Source organism: Alteromonas sp. KC3 (genome assembly GCF_016756315.1).
Classification (GTDB): Bacteria; Pseudomonadota; Gammaproteobacteria; order Enterobacterales; family Alteromonadaceae; genus Alteromonas.
Genome location: NZ_AP024235.1, coordinates 1,831,408 through 1,851,100, shown reverse-complemented (window position 1 = coordinate 1,851,100; position 19,693 = coordinate 1,831,408). Strand labels below are relative to the sequence as shown.

Sequence of the window (19,693 nt, the reverse complement as noted above, 5' to 3'; positions counted from 1 at the left end):
GACCCAACTATTATTAACATCAACCGCGAAGTATTAACGCTTAAAACGTAAAAAGCAATATTTTCACACTATAAATCAGATATTTGCTTAAACTTAAGGTTTGTACTTTGTTTTTCCTTACATTAGGTAACGGCTTGTTTTTGGCGGAAAATATTTTGCCTATACTCTTGCTTCTTGATAATTTCGGAAAGCTTCTGCACAGCGATTTCAATATCTTTAAAACACAAATATAGCGGCGCAAAACCAATTCGTAGTATGTTGGGCGCCCTAAAGTCTGCAATAACTCCCTTAGCAATCCACGCCTGACATATGGCGTAGGCATCGCTATGTGCAAGCGCAATCTGGCTACCACGATTATCTACATTGGGACTTACCAACGTAAACTCATCCAACACACCTGCACTTTTAGCCTCTGCAATGAAAAATGCCTGAAGCTTTTTTGATTTCTCATCGATAGCTTTTAAAGATACGCCATCAAATACGGTAAGCGACGCTTCAAGTATGCTCATACCTATCACGCCAGGTGTCCCGCAAAGATTTTGCTTAATACTTGGGTCGGGTGTGTAGTCAGGTGAAAACTCAAAGGGGGCACTATGTCCCATCCAACCTGAGAGCGGTTGTTGGTAATCTTTTTGATGACGCTGGGCAACATATACAAAGGCTGGCGCGCCAGGGCCACCGTTAAGGTATTTGTAGGTACACCCCACAGCAAAATCCACATTACAGGCATCAAGGTCTACAGGAAATGCCCCTGCACTGTGGGCAAGATCCCACAATGTCAAAATACCTTTGCTCTGAGCAAATGCTGTCACCTTTTGCATATCGAGCTTTTTGCCCGTGCGAAAATTCACTTGGGTAAGCATAACTACAGCGACGTCTTCATCAAGTTCATTGCAGATGTTGTCTTCATCTATATAGTGAAGACAATATTCGTCGCCAAGTAGGTCTAACAGACCCTGAATCATGTAAATATCAGTGGGGAAATTATCACGGGTAGTAGCAATTACTTTACGTGACGGATTCATTTTCAACGCAGCGCTCAACACTTTAAACAGGTTGATAGAAATAGAATCACAGCAGACTACTTGGCCAGACGCAGCACCAATGAGTTGACCAATACGATCTCCCACTCGTGAAGGCATCGAAATCCATTGATGCTGGTTCCAACTGGTAATTAACCCATCACCCCACTGTCGCTTTACAACATCATGTGCACGCACTTCGGCCGCTTTTGGCAGTGGCCCTAGCGAGTTACCGTCTAAATAGATGGTGTGTTTGGGAAGAGCAAACTCGTCACGTTTTAAGCGCAATGGGTCTTTATCATCTAACTGCTCAGCAGAAAAAACCTTAGTAACCATGCTGATTAATAACCTCTAATAATGCGTGAAATGATGTCGATTCAGGGTGTAACCAATCAAAGTGTCCACCAGACGGAACAATGGTTGATGCAGCCCCTATCAGAGATGCATGGTGCACAGGCACAATGCTATCGCTACTACCGTGAAGCAAATGAAAGGGAATATCACTTTTTGACGAATCTGGCGTGGCTGCAATGTAGGCTGACTCTACCGAACTAGGGTCGCCCCCCATAAATGCCGTTGTAGCTGACTGGCAACTATTTGTGCCCATCGCATATTTTGCTACATCGGTAATTGCAGCTAGGCCAAGTACACTTTGAATCTGAACGTTGGTGTTATTCGCGAGATCACTATTGGCGTTACCACTATTAATCGTGTCTTGCGATAAGGCATCTGGCGACATAGTACCCTGAGATATAGCACCTAGAGAAACAGCACCTAGCGATTGTGCCGCTAACAAAGCAAGATGTCCCCCTGCTGAGTGACCTGCTAGTACAACAGTTTGTTTACTATTATTGCGCGCCACATCATCTAATGAAGCAGTAATGCCCGCCGATACGTCGTGCAAGCTGCCTGGCCAACCACCACCTTCATCGCCAGTTCGCCGGTATTCCACTGCATACGTGGTGATACCTTTCTCAGCAAGTGCGTGGTACAGCCCTTTAGCATGATTTAAGTCGTAGGCGTTTAGCCAACAGCCACCGTGAATGAATACTAGGGCTGTATTAGCTGGTGCGGTTGCGCGCCATACTTCGACGCGCTGCAACGGATCTTCGCCGTAGGTGATTGTGCTATCTGAAGGGCGAGTTTCCAGTGAAAGTAGCTCACCATACCCAACTTGTGTGCGCATTGGTGCAGGCGTTTGAGTTTGAGCATGATTTGGGTCTTGATTCTGATCACTGGCTAATACAGCTGGTTCATCCTCGCTGGCGGGCAACGAAGTACTCGTGAAGATGAATAGTGCTAGCAGTAAGCGCAATGAAACCTTCGTTTTATCCATGTTAAATGTGCTTTTTCGTTTTATTAATTTTTATTTTTAACTTTATTAAAACACAAGTGGCACCCTCATTGGTGCCACTGAAAACATTAAAACTTATTTAGGTTTACATTAAAGCATTTCTACAGCAAGTGCTACACCTTCACCACCGCCAATACACAGTGACGCAATACCTTTTTTACCGCCACGCTGTTTCAGTGCGTGTAGCAAGGTCACAAGAATACGCGCGCCTGATGCGCCAATTGGGTGACCAAGTGCACATGCGCCGCCTTTTACGTTAACTTTTTCAGCGTCTAGGCCCAGTTTCTTTATGGCCAACATGGTAACCATGGCAAACGCTTCGTTAATTTCAAAAAGGTCTACATCTTCTTTTTGCCAACCCGCTTTATCAAGCACTTTTTCCATTGCACCAACAGGAGCAACAGTAAAGTTCTCTGGCTCGATAGAGTGTGTAGCATGAGCAACAACACGGGCTAGTGGTGCTAGGCCAAGCGCATTTGCTTTACGCTCACTCATTACTACCAATGCTGCTGCGCCATCAGAAATTGAGCTTGAGTTGGCCGCAGTTACTGTGCCGTCTTTCTTAAATGCAGGTCGCAGAGTCGGGATTTTTTCTGGGCGCGCTGAGCCTGGGCCCTCATCAGTATCAACTACTACATCACCTTTTCGTGTAGACAGAGTGACAGGCACGATTTCATCGCTAAACGTTCCGCTATTAATCGCTTCGTGTGCTTTAGACAGTGAGCTAAGTGCAAACTCGTCCATTTCGCCGCGGGTAATGCTTTCTTCATCTGCAGTATCTTGTGCAAAACACCCCATGGCTTTGCCATCGTAGGCATTTTCCAAGCCATCAAGCATCATATGGTCTAGCACTTGTCCGTGCCCCATACGGTAACCGGTGCGAGCTTTTGGCAACATATAAGGCGCATTACTCATGCTTTCCATACCACCAGCGACAATGGTTTCTGCACTGCCGGCTTTAATCAAGTCGTGCGCCAGCATGACAGCCTTGAGGCCTGAACCACACACTTTATTGATAGTGGTTACGCCTGCGCTCAGTGGTAATCCAGCACCTAATGACGCTTGACGTGCAGGTGACTGTCCGAGACCTGCAGGTAACACACAGCCCATGATCACTTCGTCAATCGCTGACACATCTAAGTTTTCAACCGCTGATTTAATCGCCACTTCGCCAAGGTGTGTGGCTGACACGCCTGACAAGCTGCCGTTAAAACCACCCATAGGTGTGCGTTTAGCCGCGACTATCACTACTGATTCGTTACTCATAACCATGCCCTTAAATTTCAATAAAATTAATTACTTAACTAGCTAAAGATGTTCCCTTGTATAAAAAAGTAAACACCCTTAAGTGTGACAACTTACCGTCAACACAATGAAAAATTGACGTTAGTAAAATGTTACTTTACCTTAACGTAAATTGTAATTAACGTTAACGTAAACCTGTACTATGACAGTGTCAACAAAACACTACGTATTAGTGCATCACAATTGAATAGCACGTTAGTGCTATAAACGTAGTTACATACCCCACTTTTTAAAAGAAAAGTGAGGTAGCAAGAAAGCGCTTAAAAACAAGGTACATGTAATGAACAAGTACGACGACGAAACGACTTACGCCATTGGCGAGCTTGCTCGCGAATTCGACATAACACCTCGCTCTATTCGTTTTTACGAAGAGCAAGGCTTAATGTCTCCATCGAGAACCGGACAAAACCGCGTTTATCTGAATAAAGATCGAGTGCGACTCAAGCTTATTCTTCGCGGCAAACGCCTTGGTTTTTCACTGGCTGAAGTCAAAACCTTGTTCGACATGTACGACAGCAACCCTAATTCGGCTGTTCAGTTAGAAGCCATGTTGGAAATGACTGAGCAAAAACGTGCCGTGCTGCGTCAACAGCTTGAAGATATTCAAATGCTGATGACGGAACTTGATGATGTAGAAGCACGTTGTCGCGAAGAACTCGCAGAACTCAAACGAGGAAAAATTGCATGAATACCGCTTACCCTACTCTAAACTTTGGCCTTGGCGAAGACATCGACATGTTGCGTGATCAGGTGTATCAGTTTGCGCAAAACGAAATTGCACCATTGGCCGAAAAAGCAGATGCCGACAATCAGTTTCCAAACGAGCTATGGACCAAGCTGGGCGACATGGGTTTGCTTGGCGTCACAGTATCTGAACAATATGGTGGTTCAGACATGGGCTATCTTGCACATACCGTTGCAATGGAAGAAGTTAGTCGTGCCTCAGCGGGCATCGGTCTTAGCTACGGCGCGCACTCTAACCTTTGTGTAAACCAAATTTTCAAAAACGGTAACGACGCCCAGCGCGAGAAGTATTTACCTAAACTGGTATCGGGTGAGCATATCGGTGCGTTGGCAATGAGTGAGCCAAACGCAGGTTCTGACGTTGTTAGCATGAAGCTAAGAGCGGAAAAGCGCGGCGATAAGTATATTTTGAACGGCAACAAAATGTGGATCACAAATGGTCCAGATGCACATACCTTTGTTATTTATGCGAAAACTGACGTAAACGCAGGCCCACGCGGCATTACTGCGTTTATCGTAGAACGTGATTTCCCTGGCTTCACTCGCGCGCAAAAGCTCGACAAGCTTGGTATGCGCTCGTCGAACACTTGCGAACTGGTATTTGAAGATTGTGAAGTACCGGCTGAAAACGTCATCGGCAACGAAGGCGAAGGTGTACGCGTATTAATGAGCGGCCTAGACTACGAGCGTCTTGTGCTTTCTGGTGGCCCGCTAGGTATTATGCAGGCCTGTATGGATGTTGTTGTACCGTACATTCATGATCGTGAACAATTTGGTCAGTCAATTGGTCAATTCCAGCTGGTTCAGGGCAAAGTTGCAGACATGTACACCCAAATGAATGCGGCCCGCGCTTATGTTTATGCGGTAGCGAAATCATGCGATCGCGGTGAAACTACGCGAAAAGACGCCGCAGGCGCTATCCTTTACTCTGCCGAGCTAGCAACCAAAATGGCATTAGACGCTATTCAGCTACTAGGCGGTAACGGCTACATCAACGAATACTCTACTGGTCGCCTATTACGTGACGCTAAGCTTTACGAAATTGGTGCAGGTACATCTGAAATTCGCAGAATGCTTATCGGCCGAGAGCTGTTTAACGAATCAAAATAATAAAACCGTTAATCTCACTTTTAGTACCAAACGACAACACAGCCTCTTAATTTAAGAGGCTGTCACACAAGGAGGGGTCATGCCCGTTCTTCGCTCTACGATTAATGTGAAATCTGAAACCTTTGTTGCCAATAGCGAGGCTATGCAGGCGCAGGTGGACGATCTTCTCGAAAAAATAAATCAAATTACACAAGGTGGTGGTGAAAAAGCCGCCGAGCGCCATGTTTCTCGTGGCAAACTATTACCTCGCGATCGTATTAATGCGCTGATAGATGAAGACACGCCATTTCTTGAAATTGGCCAACTAGCGGCATGGGAAGTGTACGAAGACTATGTACCCTGCGCGGGCGTGGTAGCCGGTATAGGTGTGGTCAATGGCGTTGAGTGTATGATTGTTGCGAACGATGCGACAGTTAAAGGTGGTACCTACTACCCTCTTACTGTTAAAAAGCACCTTCGCGCGCAAACCATCGCCGAACAAAACAATCTACCTTGTATCTACTTGGTAGACTCAGGCGGTGCTAACCTGCCTCGCCAAGACGATGTATTTCCTGACCGTGAGCACTTTGGCCGCATTTTCTTTAATCAAGCCAATATGTCAGCCAAAAACATTCCGCAAATAGCGGTCGTTATGGGGTCGTGCACCGCAGGTGGCGCCTATGTGCCAGCCATGGCAGATGAAAGCATTATTGTTAAAGAGCAAGCCACTATTTTCCTTGGTGGTCCACCTTTAGTAAAAGCAGCCACAGGTGAAGTGGTTACTGCTGAAGAGCTTGGTGGGGGCGATGTTCACACACGTATTTCAGGTGTAGCTGATCACTTAGCCAATAACGACCATCACGCACTGTCGCTAGCGCGCAATGCCATTGGTAGATTAAATCGCAAGAAGCCTGAAACGGTAGACGTGGCGGACATCAAGCCACCACGTTACGACAGCAAAGAGATTTACGGCATTGTTCCTGCTGATAGTAAGCAGACCTTTGACGTTCGTGAAATCATTGCTCGTATCGTCGATGACTCTGATTTCGACGAATTCAAGCCGCTTTACGGCACAACGCTGGTGTGTGGCTTTGCACGCATCTTCGGCTACCCGGTGGGCATTGTTGCCAATAACGGTATTTTGTTTGGCGAAAGTGCATTGAAAGGCGCTCACTTTGTTGAGCTATGTGCTATGCGCAAAATTCCTCTTGTGTTTTTACAAAATATTACCGGCTTTATGGTAGGTAAACAGTACGAACATGGCGGTATTGCAAAGCACGGTGCAAAAATGGTGACAGCAGTCGCCTGTGCCAATGTACCAAAACTTACCGTATTGATTGGCGGTAGCTTTGGTGCCGGTAACTACGGCATGTGCGGCCGCGCTTACGATCCACGCTTCCTGTTTATGTGGCCAAATGCACGTATCTCGGTAATGGGTGGCGAACAAGCCGCTGGTGTACTTGCACAAGTAAAACGCGACCAAAAAGAGCGTGCAGGCGAAAGCTGGAGCGACGAAGAAGAAAAAGCGTTTAAGCAACCGGTTATCGATACTTACGAAAAGCAAGGCCACCCGTACTACGCGTCTGCGCGCTTGTGGGATGACGGGGTTATCGACCCTGCCGATACACGTCTTGTATTGGGTCTGTCTTTATCCGCCGCACTTAACAAGCCAATTGAAGACACTCAATTCGGCATCTTCAGAATGTAGGAGCGATGAATATGGAACAAGCTGTAACCTACGTTGTTGATGAGCGTGATGTCGCCATCGTAACGTTGAATCGCCCAGAAAAGCACAATGCTTTTGACGATGAAATGATTGCCGAATTAACCCGCTTGTTTAAGCAAGCGGGTGAAGATACCAGAGTGCGTGCCCTTGTACTGCAAGCTAAGGGCAAAAGCTTTAGTGCAGGCGCTGATCTTAACTGGATGAAAAAAATGGCAAGCTACACCCAAGCGCAAAACGAAAGTGATGCGATGGGGCTGGCTACCATGCTGCAAACACTGTACGCATTGCCCAAACCAACTATTGCACGTGTACAAGGCGCTGCGTTTGGTGGGGCTGTTGGCCTTATTGCCTGCTGTGACATTGCCATTGGCAGCAAGCTAAGCAAGTTTTGCTTAAGCGAAGTGAAAATTGGACTTATTCCAGCCACTATTAGCCCTTATGTTGTTGAAGCAATGGGCGCTCGCGTATGTCGCCGTTATTTCCAAACTGCCGAAGTGTTTTCTGCGCGTCGTGCAAGACGCTTAGGCCTGCTAAGTGAATCGGTAACCGAAGACGAATTAGATAGCACGATTGACGGCATTATCAGCGGTATCGTTAAAAATGGACCACAGGCTGTCGCGCAGTCAAAAGCGTTAGTGCAATGGGTGGCGTCTCAGCCTATTAACGATGCGCTGCTGGGCGAAACCAGTAAACTGATTGCTCAAGTACGCACGTCTGAAGAAGGCCAAGAAGGTTTAGGTGCCTTTTTAGAAAAACGTAGCGCTGCTTGGATAAAGCCAGCCGCACAAGACAACGCGGGGTTGGAGAAATAAAGATGATTAATAAATTACTCATTGCTAACCGTGGCGAAATTGCCTGCCGCGTTATTAAAACAGCCAAACTGTTAGGCGTAAAAACAGTAGCAGTTTATTCAGATGCAGACACCCAAGCACGCCATGTAAAAATGGCCGACGAAGCCGTGTATTTGGGTGCTTCACCATCAAAGGAAAGCTACTTACGCGGCGAACTGATCATTGAAAAAGCAAAGCAGCTAGGCGTAGATGCCATTCACCCTGGCTACGGTTTTTTATCAGAAAATGCCGATTTTGCTAACCTTTGCGCGAGCAACAACATCATTTTTGTTGGTCCTCCTGCTTCGGCTATTGAAGCCATGGGCTCTAAATCTGCGGCAAAGCATATTATGGAGAAAGCCGGTGTACCGCTTGTGCCGGGTTATCACGGTGATGATCAAGATGAAGCCGTGTTGAAGGCTGCCGCTGATGAGATGGGCTATCCTGTACTGCTTAAAGCAGCCGCAGGTGGTGGCGGTAAAGGTATGCGACAGGTATGGAGTGAAAAGGAATTTTCACAAGCCCTTAGCGCCGCTAAGCGCGAGTCGATGGCAAGCTTTGGTGACGACCACATGTTGGTTGAAAAATACCTTACACGACCGCGTCACGTAGAAATTCAAGTGTTCTGTGACACCTTAGGTAATGGCGTTTACTTGTTTGAGCGCGACTGTTCTGTACAGCGTCGCCACCAGAAAATCATTGAAGAAGCCCCTGCCCCAAATATGTCGCAAGATATTCGCGAGAAAATGGGTGAAGCAGCTATTCTTGCCGCGAAAGCGATTAACTATGTTGGCGCAGGTACGGTTGAGTTCTTGCTAGATGAAGACGGCTCATTCTATTTCATGGAAATGAACACTCGTTTGCAGGTAGAGCACCCTGTGACAGAGATGATCACGAATGAAGACCTTGTTCAGTGGCAGCTTTCAATTGCTGAAGGTAAGCCCATTCCTAAGCAGCAAGAAGAGCTTACGCTCACCGGCCATGCGTTTGAAGCACGTATCTATGCCGAAGATCCAAACAATGAGTTTTTACCTTCGACAGGTACATTACACCTTCTACAACCGCCAACAGAAAGCGACGTAGTGCGCGTAGATACCGGTGTAGAACAAGGCGATGAAGTTAGCGTGTACTACGACCCTATGATTGCCAAATTGGTGGTATGGGGCGAGTCACGAGAAGTAGCGCTTAAACGCCTACTTCACGCGCTTGGCAACTATCATATTGAAGGCGTATCAACAAACATTGATTTTCTTAAACGCGTTGCTAGCAACCAAGCGTTTATCGACGCAGAGCTAACCACAACGTTTGTTGAAAAACACAATGACGACTTGTTTGCCCCTGCACCAGAAAACGCCCAATTTAATCGCGTAACGTTACCTGCTATGGCGCTACTTGCCTTGACACACCGCCAGGCGATGCAAACCAAGCGCAACAACGCCAATAACAAACAGCTTTCTGTTTGGGGTTCAGCGGGAGCGTGGCGTGCAAACCTTACTCACAATGAAGTATTGCAGCTACAGGTAAACGGCGACACGCTTGATATCAGCGTAAACCATACTGCTACCCAAGGTGAATTGGTATGGAACCTCACCATTAACGGTTCTACGCATGTGGTTTCAGGTGAATTAACTGCATTAGATGCCAACAGCGCTCAACTTCACGGCGTTATCGACGGTTATAAGACAGTGTACAGTGTGTGCGAAAAAGACGGACACTTCACGCTGTTTAACAACGATACTCACGCTAGCTTTGATGTTGTTTTACCTTCACTAGGTGATGACAGCGATGCAGGTCACGACGCCAACTTTGATGCGCCAATGAACGGCACTATTGTTGCCCTATTGGTAGAGCCAGGCACGAAAGTAGAAAAAGGCCAGCCCATTCTGATCATGGAAGCCATGAAAATGGAGCACAGTATTGTTGCCCCTAAAGATGGCGTGGTTGACAGCTTTTACTTTAACGCCGGTGAACTGGTTGATGGTGGCGCAACGCTACTGGCCTTTACCGCCGATGGCGAAGAGGAGTAAATGCCATGGCATTCCCATCGCACGTTAGTATTGTTGAAGTAGGCCCTCGCGATGGCCTACAAAACGAGAAGCAACTGGTAACCACGGCAGATAAGCTAACGCTAATTAACTTGTTAGGAGACGCGGGATTAACGCGTATCGAGGCAGGAAGTTTTGTATCGCCCAAATGGGTGCCACAAATGGCCGATTCGGGTGATATTTTCAAACAATTAACCCGCAAGCAAGGTGTGCAGTACTCTGCCCTCACCCCTAACATGAAAGGCTTAGACGCTGCCCTTGAAGCGGGTGTTGAAGAAGTCGCCGTGTTTGGTGCGGCCTCTGAATCGTTTTCGCAAAAGAATATCAACTGTTCAATTAGCGAAAGCCTTAGCCGCTTTGAGCCGGTTATTGAGAAGGCCAAAGCTCTCAATATTCCTGTGCGCGGCTATGTGTCATGTGTAATGGGCTGCCCTTACGAGGGCAAAATAGCGCCAAAAGCCGTAGCCGATGTGTCTAAGACCCTGCTTGATATGGGCTGCTATGAAATATCGCTGGGCGACACCATAGGCACTGGTACACCTGGAGCAACGAAAGCCTTGATGGATGAAGTGTTAAACGACATTCCAGTCTCTAAGATTGCGGTGCATTTTCACGACACCTACGGACAAGCTCTGGTTAACCTGTATACCGCAATGGAATATGGCGTAGCAGTGATAGATTCAGCCGTGTCAGGCCTGGGCGGCTGCCCTTACGCCAAAGGCGCCAGTGGCAATGTGGCAACTGAAGATGTGGTGTACATGCTAAATGGTATGGGTATTACCTCTAACGTGGACATGGATAAACTGCTGGATACATCTCGCTTTGTGCAAAGCGTGCTGGGCAGACCGCCAGTATCTAAGGTAGCAACGGCACTGCTTGCCAAATAGGTAAGCAAATGAGTGCGGATGCCAGCCGAATACCCGGCCAATATCCGGCCAGTATCCGCTTTATGCACGCCCGATACCAATATTAGAGCGCAGTATGGTTTTTACCTACTGCGCTTTATTTTTCTTTAGGCAAAATAAAGGTGGTCGCAATTGCCAAGGCAATCATAGCTGCCATCACGTACACCACAGAAAAGGACAATACGGGCGTTAGGGCGGCATACAGGCTACCAAACGCTAACAAAATGAGCCCAATAGAGGTATTTGAGAAACCCACCAGCTCTGTACGCTCCTGCCCTTCCTTAACATCCAAACTGTAGGTCTTTCGCCCCGTTCTGACGCCCGCGTGGGCAATAGACAACACAAAGAACAGCGCGGCTGACAGTACAAGCGATTCTGAATTGCTAACCAGTAACCCAATACACGCAACAAGCGCCATTGCCCCTGCAATTTGAAGGGTAAGCCTTGCGCTTTTATCAGCTACCTTTCCCCACACCAGCGACGATAAGAGCGTCGCTAACGCTTCTGCGCCTATATAAATAGGTAATAGATCGGCTGCGTTTTGTTCCTTCTGCAACATAAAATATGGCGCAACAAGCGCAGAGTGAACAAAGAGCCCCCTCACGAATATAAACTTGTAAACAGTGCTGTCGAATTTAACACTAAAAAGTGAATTTTTATTGTCATTAGTATGGTTATTTTTTGTGTTGCTGTTTTCGCCGTTCTCAACATTTTCAACATCAACATTGGTTTTTATGGGCCACATACACACTAGCGTTAATGCAAATACACTAGCACTAAAACCTAATATACCCATGAGCATATAAGCGTCCAATGTATCGCTGAATACAAACAACGGCAGTGCAATCGCTAGCGTCGCAACTCCGGAAATCGTTGAAGCGGTGCCAATTAAGTTTCCGCGCTCTCCTTTTTTAGCAACATCGGCTTCCATATCTTTAACGGTAAGCGAGCACGCAGAGCGCCCCAAACTAAGCAATGTAAGCGCACCAAGTACAACCATTCCTGCCATCCACCCACTCATAGCACTATTACTCGCAAGGACAAGGGCGCTTAAAATGAGCGCTACAGAGAGCGCTTGCACAGCCATACCCGCGCGCCACACACTATGTCTCTCACTATGATTACGAAGATAAAAACTGAGTAGCGCTTGAGGCAATAATGCCCCTGATTCTCGTATGGGCACTAGCCACCCGATCATCCAAGCAGGAGCACCCATTGATATTAGAAGAGCCGGAAGTGTGGTTTTGGCCGATATTAGTAAATCAGCGAGCTTGTTTAATGACAGGCCCGCAATAAGTCGATGTTTTTTATTCGTTAGCAAGACAGTGGATGCCCAGTGCGTTTTAATTTTCATTTTAAACGCACCATTAGGTGCTATAGATCACATACACTGGGCGTTAGACAAGCGTTGTCCCCACTTTTAACCTTTATTCTCAACGATGGTCTTTAAGTTCTCCAAGCCCATTTCAAAATCGGGTCCAATAAGGTCGTCGATAAATAAAACGAAAAAGCGGTTCACTGGATTATTGTCGACTTCGCCCTCGTCACGCCAAGTCACTTGCGTACCTTCAGCGACTTCCTTCATTTCGACTGTGCCTGTTGACCCCATATCAAACTCAGGAAAATACAACCGATAAAGTACGCGTTTATTGTGCTCTAATTGGGTAATTTCCATCTCACCGTCGCCTTCAGTATCGCTTTTCCACTCTGAGCGCATACCAATAGCCCGGTCTGGGCCCGAATAGTCGAGCTCCATTTGCGGGTCACGCTTAAACCACACGCCCCACTTTTGCCATTCCCTTAAATCCACGATATACGGATATACTTCAGCAGGCTGCGCATCAATAGTGATCCTGCGCTCAACGCTATATTCCTTTGGGATAAAAAAGCTTGTTGCCACAAATAAGACGATAACCACGCCAACAATACCCAACAACTTTTTCAATACACCCATCTGATCCTCCAAAATGAATTACAGCTTAAAATATAACATTTTATTAACAAAAGTCACTGGGCGCTTGACTAAATTCACCACTCAAATAATGAATGACCATATTTCTAACAACATCAGCGTCTACCTCTGCAACCCAAGACACTTCACCTTTAGATGCGTCACTACGACGGGTCTGCCCTGCATTAGGTGTAGTTATTCCTACCTCAATACATCCAGTATCGACCCGACAATGCTTACTGGGCAAAGCCAACATGCACGTTGATAAAATATCCCAAAGAAAATACGTAAACTCATAGGACGGAATAGCGGTAACGGTTGCAGCCCAAAACTGACCGGCCAAATCGGATACGGGGGTTTGAGACGTCGCAAGCTTTTCCAAAAACGACCAACTGACGGGAAGCGAGTTCGTAGCATCAAGGGGCACGAGTAAAACATTGACGCCACTATCGATGAGATCTCTTGTTGCTTTAGGGTGCCAATATGCATTCCACTCTGCAGTACCGTTGTGGTCGTGCATGGCAACATTACCTTTTACGTCAATTGCACCACCCATCCATACAACACGCTCAATATTACTTTTCACACGAGTACCATTTTGCTCGTCAGTTATCGCGGCAGCTAAATTAGTGGCTGGACCTGTCATTAGCACTGTCACTTTTGACGGATGTTTTGAAATGGTTTCTTGCATCCATTCGTGAGCAGGTGCATTACTTACGTTTACGCTATCGCTATTAGTACGCAGCATCACGGGCATAGCGTGACATACCTTGGGCTGTGCCCGCCACTCTGGAGGAAATGGGTTAGGCCCAGATATATTTCCCACACAAATGGGGATATGAGTATTACCCGTTAGGCTGAGAATTTTTTTTGTGCTCAATACAGCGTCATCTGGGTAACAATCTGCAGGCGTAATACTTACGCCAATAACGTCGATATTCGGCAAACGAAGTAATAAAAGCAGCGAAAGTAAGTCATCTATACCACCGTCATGGTCAAATACTACTGCCTGTTTTGCTGACATAATGAAACAATCCTTTAAAAAAATTTACCAAAAAATAACATCGCACAAAAATGAAACTGTCATTCTAAATATTCTTGTGTAATATGAAGTTAGGTTATCACGAAGTCCTTGGGACTGTTGATGTTTGTATTGCATAGTTATCACACTGAATATTCGCAAATCACTGTCAAAGGACACACCACGTGTAGCGCTGTTAATCGCTTACCTTCTCTTTCTTTCAATATTTCTAACGATACACCGTTGTCGCTTTATTACAGGAGTTTTTAGGAAATGGCAGATCAAAGTTCTCGTTACATCAGTAACCTTACACGCGATACCTATGCGCTAATACTCGCAGGTGGAAAAGGTTCCAGATTACACGAACTCACTAACTGGCGTGCCAAGCCAGCACTCTATTTTGGTGGAAAATTTAGAATCATTGATTTCCCCCTGTCTAATTGTGTTAATTCAGGTATTCGCCGCATTGGTGTAGTCACCCAATATAAGTCACATTCACTGATACGCCACCTCGTCAGAGGCTGGGGGCACTTTAAAAAAGAATTGGGTGAGTCAGTTGAAATCCTGCCTGCATCTCAGCGATTTTCAGACAGTTGGTATGAAGGTACCGCCGATGCGGTATTCCAGAATATTGATATTATCCGCGATGAACTGCCAAAGTACGTAATGATTTTATCTGGTGATCATATTTATCGCATGGACTATGGTGATATGCTAGCCAAGCACAAAGAGTCGGGGGCGAAAATGACGGTGTCGTGTATGTCGGTACCGGTTGAGGAAGCCGCTGGCGCGTTCGGTGTCATGTCGGTAGATGAAAGCTATAGAATAAACGGTTTTGAAGAAAAACCCGCCTCCCCCACGCCACTACCCAATGACAGCAGCAAATGTTTGGCATCAATGGGAAATTACGTATTTGATACCGAATTTTTGTTCGAGCAATTGCGCAAAGATGCTGAAAACATGGGCTCTCAGCGAGATTTCGGCAAAGACATTATTCCTTCAATTATTAAAGATCACCCAGTGTACGCCTATCCATTTGAACAAAGTGGCGGCGACAATGCGTATTGGCGTGATGTAGGTACCATTGATTCATTTTGGGAAGCCAATATGGAAATGGTTGCACCGGTACCACAGTTAAACCTGTATGACAGAAAGTGGCCTATTTGGACTTATCAAGAGCAGCTTCCTCCCGCCAAATTTGTATGGGAAGACCATGACAGACGTGGTGAAGCCATTAACTCGGTGGTATCTGGCGGTTGCATTATATCGGGATCAACCCTGCGCTCCTCTATTTGTTTTTCCAATGTACGGGTACATTCGTACGGCCTCATAGAAGACGCAGTTATTCTGCCTGACGTTGAAATTAAGCGTCACTGCAAATTAAAGCGCGTTATCATAGACCGTGGCTGCGTTGTGCCCGAGGGCACCACTATTGGCTATGACCACGAACAAGATAGAGCTCGTGGTTTCCGTGTATCTGAAAAAGGTGTGGTGCTAGTCACGCGCGAAATGTTGGGCCAGCCAGTGGGTGGTCTGAAAAAGTCTACCGTAGCTGAATAGCGATCAGTTTTTAACTTTTACTATTCCACTTGTTCAAGGTAGCAGTTACAAATGCTGCTACCTCTTCAGGATGCTCAAGCGGAAACATATGTCCTCCTCGCATCACCTTGTGCTCAATCTCATTATGTTGCATTAATCGAGCATACATTTGCGGCTTACATACGTTGCTTTTGTCGCCGGTCACTAACACCGCAGGACACTGTAGTTTGCCTTTGTACTTACCCAAATTATGCGGAACATTGCGAAACAACTCTGCCTCCACATCGGCGCGAAATGTTAGTGATATAGCGTCTCCCTTTTGTGCGGTAACCGATTTTACGTAATCGCGTACGCAGCGCTTATCCATATCTCTAAACAGTGCTTTTCCGTGAAAATAGGCTTCCATATCGGTATGCAGCGGCCAACTAGTATTACGTGTTTGCGCCAATTTCGCTGGAGTTAGCTTATTAATTAAGGGCGTATGTTTAGCAAACTTAAAAAAGTGACTTAATGGGCCAACTACCAATGGTGGGTCGAATAATATTAACCCCCGAAAAAGCTCAGGGGCCTCGCAGGCTGCCATGTAGGTAATTACGGCACCGAACGAGTGACCAATACCAAACACGCCTCGCGGATCCTTGTTTTCTTTCTCGATATGGCGAATTAGTTCTTTAACTTGATTACGCCAATTGCCGTTCACTGGCAATTGCGGATCATGCCCAAAGCGTTCTACATGAAGACGGTTAAATTCGCTCGGCATGGCCGAAAACATGGCATTGTAACAACCAGCAGGAAACCCATTGGCATGGGCGAAATGAAAACTCAAATCTGAAGATGACACGTAAACCTCGGAATATAAAAAAGAAAAGGGGCGATGGCCCCTTATTCCAATCTTGCCGACATAGTACTATAAGCCTCTCGCCTCTGCCATTTCCCAATCTTTTACGATTTTTGTGCTTGTCCATAGAAATACCGCAATAGACAATGCATAAGGTATTACAAGATAGATAAGTGACTGTCTTAGTGCTTCGGTTTCACCAAGAGAAGGCACTAGCGCTTGACTGATAATACCGGTGAGTGTTGGGCCACCACCCAATGCGATAATATTGAGAACAAAGAAAAATAACGCAGTCGACATTGCCCGCACATTTACCGGCGCAAGCGTTTGTGCCATAGCAAAGCTAGGCCCTAGGTACGATCCACTGGTAAATAGTAAAAGCGCCATTAGCCCAACGGAGAGCCATAGGTCTTGTACTTGGAGCGATACATAAAACGCAGGTACACCTATAATAAGTGCTATCGCAGGCAACAAAGCATAGGCTTTCTTATTATGTTTTCCCCACCTATCTGCAATATAACCGCCTAACCACACCCCTAGCGCATAGGCCGTACCATTGATAATGCCGAACACAATCAGTAGCTGTGTAATATCAAGCCCAGCAAAAGCACGAACATAATAATCTATGATCCAAGTAGAAATAGCATAGTTTCCGAACGAACCGAACGAAATACCTAACGCCATTCCCCACCACGTAGGCACTTTTAGCAATGTTTTCAATGAAGCTTTTACACTTGGCTTATTGGCTTGCTCTGCGTCACTTTGTACCGTAACAGTGCGCTTGGGTTCCTTAACAGTAAACTTCAATAACAGCGCTAGTAAGATACCGGGAATCCCCACACTGTACATTACTGTGCGCCAATCCGCTGAGCCGCCTTGAAGAAAAAATGCTGATGCAAAAAAGGCCAACATAACCCCAAATGGAATGCCTAACGAATAAACCGCTAAAGCACCTGCACGCTTTTCCTTGGGGAATAAGTCGGAAATTATACTGTGCGATGGTGGACTGCCGCCCGCTTCACCAATCCCTACGCCAATTCTAGCAATGGCCAATTGCATATAATTAGCAGCCAATCCAGACGCAGCAGTAAAGCCACTCCAAAGAGTCAGTGATATGGCAATAATATTAACGCGGCTGTAGCGGTCTGCAAGCCATGCAATGGGGATCCCCATTACCGTATAAAGTAGCGCAAAGTAAATGCCTTTGAGCCAGCCTAGCTGCGCATCATCTAAACCCAAGTCCGCTTTGATAAAGGGAGAAAGAATGCCGATGATCTGCCTGTCTATAAAATTGAAGGCATACACTAAGGTGAGAACGAACAACACATAGTTGCGGTAACTTCTAGATGTTCCAGCTTCGCTTGCAGGAATACCTTCAACGTGAGTCTGAGCCATAACTATCCTTTTCGATAACGATTTCCCAGTCTACGCATTAGGCAAAAAAATGCACAACTAATTGTTACTTATTTGTTAACATAACGAAAATTTCTAAGAGAGTCTTTCTGTTCCCTAGCGCTTGAGGTACGATGTGTGCTCATCAACTCATCAGACCAGACAGACAATTATGACGGTAGACGAACTGTTAACTATTCCCGCATTAACGCAGACTTCTGACAATACATGGAAAGTCGATGGACTTGTTATTCCTAAAACTTGGGGACAAGGGCGTACCGCCTTTGGAGGCATTTCAGCAGGAATGCTTTATAGCGCCGTTAAAACGCAGGTACATGACGACAGAGTGCTACGCTCTTTTACAACTAACTTTGTAGGCCCGCTATCTTTAGAAGCGCCTTTCTCAATTGAAGTAACCCTGCTGCGAACAGGTAAGAACGTGTCTCAATATACAGCACACGCAATACAAGATGGAAAAAGCTGCGTATTTTCACAAGCGTGCTTTGGTGTAGGAAGAACGTCGGCAATTCGCGTTGAGAATACAGAAACGCATTCTATGGCCACGCCAAATAAAGCGAAGTTCATACCTCAAATCCCCAAAGTAACGCCCAAATTTCTGCGATACTTTGACTTATCTATTGATGAAGGCGGTGTGCCGTTCACTCGCAAGAAAACAAGCCATTATCATGGATTTATGCGTTTTAAGCAGCCTCCAGCTGAGATTACTGATGCGCATATCATAACCATGATTGACGCATGGCCACCTACGCTACTGCAAATGATGAAACTGCCTGCACCAGCAAGCACGGTGAGCTGGAATTTAGAGTTTATCCACCCGCACAAACCAGTGTCGCCAACAGACTGGTTTGCTTATCAGGCGCATACACGCCAAGCAGCTGATGGTTATGGGCACACTGAAGCCACTATTTGGGATAAAGACAACGAGGTGATTGCAATTAGCCGTCAAACCGTTGCGATATTTGACTAAGAAATAAAAAACCTGTTTGTTTTTTTAACAAACAGGTTTTTTCTCAATTGTATTTCACGTAAGGACTAGTAAAGCATAAAGGCGTTTGGATTAAACAGTGATATTACCGATATGCACTGTAAATTAGTAATATCCAACGCATCTTCTAAATCTTCGCGATTTAACGATAACGCATCATGCATCTCGGGCTTTAAATTATGATAGCTCGGGTAAACCTCAGGATTTACGTTATCTAACGCCAATACATAAGAAAGCTGAAGTATTCTATCTTCAGGAAATTCACCTTCGTCGTCATGAATACGCTCTATGGGTTTATGGATAGTTTCAGGAATACCCCACTTTTCAATGAGTTTTGCCGACAATGTGTTATAGGTAAATCCAAGCACCCCAAATTGCAACTCTGATGGACTGACACGCGCATTGAACGCCTGACAACGTTTAGCAGCTTCTGGCATTAATGAAACAACAACCAATTCACCAATGTTATGCAACAGGCCCGATACGAACGCGCGTTCAGGTTCGCGAATATTTCGCATATCCGTAAAGTATTTGGCAAGTAGACCACACGACACGCTCTGTTCCCAGAACTTATCAAGGTCAATAATTTGCCCATCTACTTCGCTAAATGCTTGACTGACGCCATAAGCCAGCGCCAAATCGTAAGTAGAACGAGTTCCAACAACTTGGATAGCACGCGTGATAGTGTCTATTTTATTGGGAAAACGATAAAGTGCAGAGTTGGCCACACGCAGAAGCTGTGTAGCCAATGACGGGTCGAAGGCTATAATGTCGCCGATGTCTTCAATACTTGAAGCTTCGTCGTCCATACAGGCTTTCAATCGCGTAACAGAGTCTGGTAAAACAAAAAGGTCTTCTGCTTTTGAAACAAGTTCGTCTAAATTCATTCTTGCACGATCTCCAATGCAACCTTCATTAACATAGAA

The 19,693-nt window shown here is 45.9% G+C and carries 17 protein-coding genes; 8 read left to right on the top strand and 9 right to left on the bottom strand.

All coding sequences use genetic code 11. The features are described 5' to 3' along the window. Positions 1-122: 122 nt before the first annotated feature. From kynU to JN178_RS08305, 3 genes are all read right to left on the bottom strand, one after another. Positions 123-1,358 (bottom strand): kynureninase, encoded by a 1,236-nt coding sequence (gene kynU, locus JN178_RS08315; protein WP_202265219.1) that lies wholly within the window; start codon positions 1,356-1,358, stop codon positions 123-125. Beyond that, a complete protein-coding gene (locus JN178_RS08310) occupies positions 1,348-2,358 on the bottom strand; it encodes an alpha/beta hydrolase (protein ID WP_202265217.1) in 1,011 nt (336 codons plus the stop codon). Before JN178_RS08310 ends, kynU begins: the two co-directional genes overlap by 11 nt. Before the next feature lie 108 nt (positions 2,359-2,466). Beyond that, positions 2,467-3,642, bottom strand: a complete 1,176-nt coding sequence (locus JN178_RS08305; RefSeq protein ID WP_202265215.1) for a thiolase family protein — start codon at positions 3,640-3,642, stop codon at positions 2,467-2,469. A gap of 319 nt (positions 3,643-3,961) precedes the next feature. Here JN178_RS08305 and JN178_RS08300 point away from each other — a divergent pair, with 319 nt between their 5' ends. The 6 genes from JN178_RS08300 (at position 3,962) to JN178_RS08275 (ending at position 11,002) form a co-directional block, all read left to right on the top strand. Continuing rightward, a complete protein-coding gene (locus JN178_RS08300) occupies positions 3,962-4,369 on the top strand; it encodes a MerR family transcriptional regulator (RefSeq protein WP_159625046.1) in 408 nt (135 codons plus the stop codon). Next, positions 4,366-5,535, top strand: coding sequence for an isovaleryl-CoA dehydrogenase (locus JN178_RS08295; protein ID WP_159625048.1), 1,170 nt, complete (start codon positions 4,366-4,368; stop codon positions 5,533-5,535). The genes JN178_RS08300 and JN178_RS08295 overlap by 4 nt, the downstream gene beginning before the upstream one ends. Positions 5,536-5,614: 79 nt before the next feature. Continuing rightward, positions 5,615-7,222, top strand: coding sequence for a carboxyl transferase domain-containing protein (locus tag JN178_RS08290; protein ID WP_202265213.1), 1,608 nt, complete (start codon positions 5,615-5,617; stop codon positions 7,220-7,222). Positions 7,223-7,233: 11 nt separating this feature from the next. Further along, on the top strand, positions 7,234-8,052 hold the full coding sequence (locus tag JN178_RS08285) for an enoyl-CoA hydratase/isomerase family protein (protein WP_202265211.1): 819 nt from the start codon (positions 7,234-7,236) through the stop codon (positions 8,050-8,052). Positions 8,053-8,054: 2 nt separating this feature from the next. Next, on the top strand, positions 8,055-10,097 hold the full coding sequence (locus tag JN178_RS08280) for an acetyl/propionyl/methylcrotonyl-CoA carboxylase subunit alpha (RefSeq protein ID WP_202265209.1): 2,043 nt from the start codon (positions 8,055-8,057) through the stop codon (positions 10,095-10,097). Between the two features lie 5 nt (positions 10,098-10,102). Continuing rightward, positions 10,103-11,002: a hydroxymethylglutaryl-CoA lyase gene (locus tag JN178_RS08275; protein ID WP_202265207.1), complete on the top strand. Its 900-nt coding sequence runs from the start codon at positions 10,103-10,105 to the stop codon at positions 11,000-11,002. Between the two features lie 115 nt (positions 11,003-11,117). Here JN178_RS08275 and JN178_RS08270 read toward each other — a convergent pair whose 3' ends face one another. The 3 genes from JN178_RS08270 to JN178_RS08260 form a co-directional block, all read right to left on the bottom strand. Further along, complete coding sequence (locus JN178_RS08270) at positions 11,118-12,374, bottom strand: MFS transporter (RefSeq protein WP_202265205.1); 1,257 nt, start codon at positions 12,372-12,374, stop codon at positions 11,118-11,120. Positions 12,375-12,440: 66 nt separating this feature from the next. Further along, positions 12,441-12,974 carry an SRPBCC family protein gene (locus JN178_RS08265; protein WP_159625059.1) on the bottom strand — a complete coding sequence of 178 codons (534 nt, stop codon included), beginning with the start codon at positions 12,972-12,974 and terminating at the stop codon, positions 12,441-12,443. Positions 12,975-13,017: 43 nt separating this feature from the next. Continuing rightward, positions 13,018-13,995 carry a nucleoside hydrolase gene (locus JN178_RS08260; protein ID WP_202265203.1) on the bottom strand — a complete coding sequence of 326 codons (978 nt, stop codon included), beginning with the start codon at positions 13,993-13,995 and terminating at the stop codon, positions 13,018-13,020. A gap of 270 nt (positions 13,996-14,265) precedes the next feature. On the opposite strand from JN178_RS08260, the gene glgC reads away from it, so the two are divergent. Next, positions 14,266-15,552 carry a glucose-1-phosphate adenylyltransferase gene (glgC, locus tag JN178_RS08255; RefSeq protein ID WP_202265201.1) on the top strand — a complete coding sequence of 429 codons (1,287 nt, stop codon included), beginning with the start codon at positions 14,266-14,268 and terminating at the stop codon, positions 15,550-15,552. Between the two features lie 10 nt (positions 15,553-15,562). Here the strand turns inward: glgC and JN178_RS08250 are convergent, their stop codons facing one another. Then, positions 15,563-16,372, bottom strand: a complete 810-nt coding sequence (locus JN178_RS08250; protein ID WP_202265199.1) for an alpha/beta fold hydrolase — start codon at positions 16,370-16,372, stop codon at positions 15,563-15,565. Between the two features lie 66 nt (positions 16,373-16,438). After that, complete coding sequence (locus JN178_RS08245) at positions 16,439-17,764, bottom strand: spinster family MFS transporter (protein WP_202265197.1); 1,326 nt, start codon at positions 17,762-17,764, stop codon at positions 16,439-16,441. A 169-nt stretch (positions 17,765-17,933) separates the two neighbouring features. On the opposite strand from JN178_RS08245, the gene JN178_RS08240 reads away from it, so the two are divergent. Beyond that, positions 17,934-18,749, top strand: a complete 816-nt coding sequence (locus tag JN178_RS08240) for an acyl-CoA thioesterase (protein WP_202265195.1) — start codon at positions 17,934-17,936, stop codon at positions 18,747-18,749. Between the two features lie 65 nt (positions 18,750-18,814). Here the strand turns inward: JN178_RS08240 and JN178_RS08235 are convergent, their stop codons facing one another. Further along, positions 18,815-19,654 (bottom strand): HDOD domain-containing protein, encoded by an 840-nt coding sequence (locus JN178_RS08235; protein ID WP_202265193.1) that lies wholly within the window; start codon positions 19,652-19,654, stop codon positions 18,815-18,817. Positions 19,655-19,693: the final 39 nt, after the last annotated feature.